Below are 4,031 nucleotides of genomic sequence, written 5' to 3' on the forward strand. Positions count from 1 at the left end.
CCCGCCTGCGTCGTCCGGATGGTTCCCTGGTTCTGCCAGCGGAATTTCTTGATGCTGCGCGCCGCGCCAAACTGATGGGCATCATCGACAATTTCACGCTGTTCCGGTGTGTCCAGATCGTGCGTCGCCTGGCTGAGCGTGACCGTCGCGTCGGCGTATTCTGCAATATTTCTGCGGCGTCGCTGGAAGACACAACCTTCTTCCCGATGTTCCTGGAATTCATCACCGAGAATCGTGACCTGTCCGGCGCGGTGATCTTCGAGATCACGGCAGACCGGTTCGAGACACGCTCGCGCGCCATGCGGGACAATATGGACAAGCTGACGGCGCTTGGTTTCCGCTTCTCAATTGACCACGCCGATAATCTGGGCCTCGACCTGCCACGGCTTCAATCGGCGGGCATTCGTTTCGTCAAGATGAATGGCACGAGTCTGATGGACCAGCTGCGCGACCCAACCGGTCCGCGCCCGGTCTCGTCGATCAACCGCCGCGTTGATGGAGAAGAAGTCAGCGCCGTGTTCTCGCGCTATGGCATCACAATGATTGCCGAGAAGATCGAGGATGAGGCCAGCGTTGTCGAGATTCTCGAATATGACATCCCGTACGGCCAGGGCCACGTATTCGGCGCGCCGCGCCCGATCAAGTCATCCCTGATGGAAGCCACAGCGCCGCCACAGGAGCTCGTCCAGCGCCTGTCGAATTTCGGCTAGGGCCGCCACCCGACCTTCAATATGCCCCATTTCCAAGCTGTCATCTCCGGTAAAGGAGGTGGCAGAATGAAACGTTTCGTACAGATCGGTACTGCGGCATCAATTCTCGCGACATCGGCTATGGCAGAGTCAGGCGCCGTTCAGCGCGTCGACGCGGACTTGCCAGGCCCCATCGAATTTGAGGCGCCTGAGGCGCTGCAAGCCATGACGGAAGGCGTTGTCTGGCTTGATCTGCGCATCGCGCCGGAGCTGGAACCAGCTATCATCCTGAAGGATGGCAATTATGGCAGTCTGGACGGATGCGAATTCGGACCGGTTGAGGCAGACATGGTCATGGTTGCAACGGGGTCTAACCACATGATCCTGGAAGTGCGCACAGGCGACCCTGAGCAGCACGCTGGAAACCTCTTGTCCTGCAATTATGATCCGAACCTGATCTCTGATGACGGGTTTGGCCATATGACCCGTCTGAAGGGATGCTTTTTTGCGCATGCCATTTCCATTCCAACGGCTGTGCACTGGCGCCTCAATCCCTTGCCGGCAGAGGCTTGCGGTTTTGGCGATTGACCGGCTTGGCGGTGCAGCCTAGGTCCAAATGCATGACACAATTGAAATTTCCGGGCGGCCTGTCCGAGATTGCTGGCCAGTATGACGCCATCCTGTGCGATGTCTGGGGCGTGATCCATAATGGCCGCGATGCCTTTGAAGAGGCTTGCGTGGCGCTGGTGAACTTTCGTGAACAAGGCGGAAAAGTCTGTCTCATCACGAATGCGCCCGTGCCAAAGCAGCAGGTCATCGACTATTTCCTCCCGCTTGGTGTGCCAACCGATGCCTATGATGACTGCGTCTCGTCCGGAGATGCGACCCGGGAAGAACTGGCCAAGCGCCGGGACAAGGTTTTCTGGGCGATGGGCGCGAATGCGCGGTGGGAGCGAGATCCGTACCTGTATCAAGGGCTCAACTTGAGCTTTGGCGAGCCGGACGAGTCCGATGTCCTGCTCTGCATCGGGCTGAGCGATTCCCTCAAGGACCATCCGTCCGATTATACCGATACGCTGAAACAGGGGGTCGACCGTAACATTCCGATGATCTGTGCCAATCCGGACAAGCAGGTGCGGATCGGCGGCCAGTTGCACTGGTGTGCCGGCGCACTGGCGGAAATCTATGAAGACCTTGGCGGATCCGTGATCTATCCCGGAAAGCCCCACGCAGCGATTTACGATCTCGCCGTTTCCCGTGTGGGTGACGCCGCCGCAAACAAGTCACGGGTCCTGTGCATTGGCGACAGCCCCACGACCGACATGCGCGGTGCGCGAATTCAGGGCTTTGATGGTCTCTATGTCGGGACTGGCCTGATAGAGCATGGTGCAGACTTCCAGGCAGAAGTTTCAGACCTCCTGGCGGACTATGGCGAGGAAGCAACCTACGCAATGACTGGCCTCAGATGGTGACGTGCTGCGCTGCAGCGTGTAACCAAACTGCCGAAAAGCAATCAGGAGCCCGAGTGGGATGAGCGAATTCACCGGTTACAAATATGAAGACCTCGACATCGGCATGTCTCACGAGACCGTGCATGTGATTACCGAGGATGATATTCAGCGTTTTGCGGAAGTCTCTGGTGACTTCAATCCGCTGCACATGTCGGACGACTTCGCCGCCAAGACGATTTTCGGCAAACGGATCGCGCATGGCGCGCTGACGGCCAGCTATATCTCCGGCATTCTGGGCAACAATCTTCCCGGTCCTGGGGCGATTTTCATCGGCCTGTCGATGCGTTTCAAACGCCCCGTTCACATCGGAGACGAAGTGATTGTGCGCGCAGAAGTGTCCGAGAAGAAGGAGCGTGGCAACCGTGTGACGTTGAAGGTTGACTGTACGGTGGACGGCAAGCGCGTTATTACGGGTGAAGCTGAAGTCGTGGCACCGCGCCGGGAGAGCTGATGAGCATCTTTGCTGACTATCGCGGTTTGCCTGAATCTGCACGGGGCGCGTCGATCGCTCTGGGCAATTTTGATGGCTTGCATGCGGGCCACAAAGCCGTGATTGCAGCTGCCCGCGAGGCTGGCGAAGGATCTTTTTCAGTGGCGACCTTTGAGCCGCCACCTCATGCCTATTTCCGCCCGTTGGATCCCCCTTTTCGGATATTCCGCCCTGAGCGGCGCAACGAGACGATATTGAACGAAGGCGCGGATTCGGTTTTTGAATTGCCGTTCAATGGGGAAATGGCGTCGAAGACGGATGAAGAGTTTGTCCGGCAAGTTCTGGTAGATGGCCTGGGCGTCAGCCATGTCTCCGTAGGGTTCGATTTCCGTTTCGGCAGAGGCCGAATGGGCCATGCGCAGCGCTTGTCGAGCCTTGGGCGCGCGCTCGGCTTTGGGGTGACCATTGTCGAAGAAGTCCAGAATGAAGACGAAAAAGCCTCATCAACCGCGATAAGACAGGCGCTGAGAGCCGGCGAACCGGAGCGAGCTGCGGAAATTCTGGGCTCGCCCTGGATCGCGGATGGCCCTGTGATGAAGGGCGAACAGAATGGACGCAAATTTGGCTATCCGACGGCCAATACAAATCTCGGCGATTTGATCCATCCAAAATATGGCGTCTATGCCGTAAAGGTGCGCATCGACCGGACAGGTGACTGGATGCCGGGCGTCGCAAATTTCGGGCGCACGCCCACCACGGGACTGCGCGACCCACTGCTTGAGGCACATATCTTTGATTTTGTAGGGGATATCTATGGTCGCTGGATTGAAGTCCAGATGCTGTCCTATCTGAGGCCGGAATTGAACTTTGACAGTCTGGATCTGATGGTGGTTCAGATGGGGAAGGACGAAATCGAAGCAAAGCGGCGGCTGAAAGCGTCCTGATTAACTCAGGTTATTGTCAATTCACCGCCATAATCCATTCGTAGACAACTGATGCACTGGTTAGAGGGACGACCATGTTGACACGGTTAGTGGTCACCGGACTTGCTCTGGCAATGGCGCCGCTTGCGATCGCGCAAGAGGCGCCTGTTGAGCCATCCGAGCCGGTGGAGATCGAACCGATTCAGATCATCCGGGCGGTCACGATGGATGATCTTCGGTTCCTGCTGGATGACATGGGCGCGCAGTTCATAGCGGCCGGCCGCACGGGCGACGGTGCACCCTTCGTATTCGGTGAGTTCGATGATGGCCTGACCTTTGGTGCATATGCCGTTTGCGCCGGGCCGGACGGCACGGATTGCCGGGGGCTCGAGCTGATGGCCGTGTATGGTTCAAGTGCGAGCAGTGATGTGATTTCGGGCATCGATCGCGACTATCCGGCGATCTCTCTTTACAAGTC

Annotated in this window: 6 protein-coding genes; all 6 read left to right on the top strand. The window is 57.7% G+C overall.

Features of this window, described 5'->3' with window-relative positions; all coding sequences use genetic code 11:
• Positions 1-710, top strand: a 710-nt coding sequence (locus B4F73_RS02750; RefSeq protein ID WP_290482456.1) for an EAL domain-containing protein, incomplete at its 5' end; no start/stop codon positions are given.
• A 66-nt stretch (positions 711-776) separates the two neighbouring features.
• Positions 777-1,277, top strand: coding sequence for a hypothetical protein (locus tag B4F73_RS02755; protein ID WP_206992539.1), 501 nt, complete (start codon positions 777-779; stop codon positions 1,275-1,277).
• A 32-nt stretch (positions 1,278-1,309) separates the two neighbouring features.
• Positions 1,310-2,161, top strand: coding sequence for a TIGR01459 family HAD-type hydrolase (locus B4F73_RS02760; RefSeq protein WP_290482457.1), 852 nt, complete (start codon positions 1,310-1,312; stop codon positions 2,159-2,161).
• A 58-nt stretch (positions 2,162-2,219) separates the two neighbouring features.
• A complete protein-coding gene (locus tag B4F73_RS02765) occupies positions 2,220-2,651 on the top strand; it encodes a MaoC family dehydratase (RefSeq protein WP_034814112.1) in 432 nt (143 codons plus the stop codon).
• Positions 2,651-3,574, top strand: a complete 924-nt coding sequence (ribF, locus tag B4F73_RS02770; RefSeq protein ID WP_206992542.1) for a riboflavin biosynthesis protein RibF — start codon at positions 2,651-2,653, stop codon at positions 3,572-3,574. The genes B4F73_RS02765 and ribF overlap by 1 nt, the downstream gene beginning before the upstream one ends.
• A 74-nt stretch (positions 3,575-3,648) precedes the next feature.
• A partial coding sequence (locus B4F73_RS02775; RefSeq protein WP_290480888.1) for a hypothetical protein occupies positions 3,649-4,031 on the top strand: 383 nt, incomplete at its 3' end.

This window comes from Hyphomonas sp. UBA3601 (assembly GCF_002375605.1).
GTDB lineage: Bacteria > Pseudomonadota > Alphaproteobacteria > Caulobacterales > Hyphomonadaceae > Hyphomonas.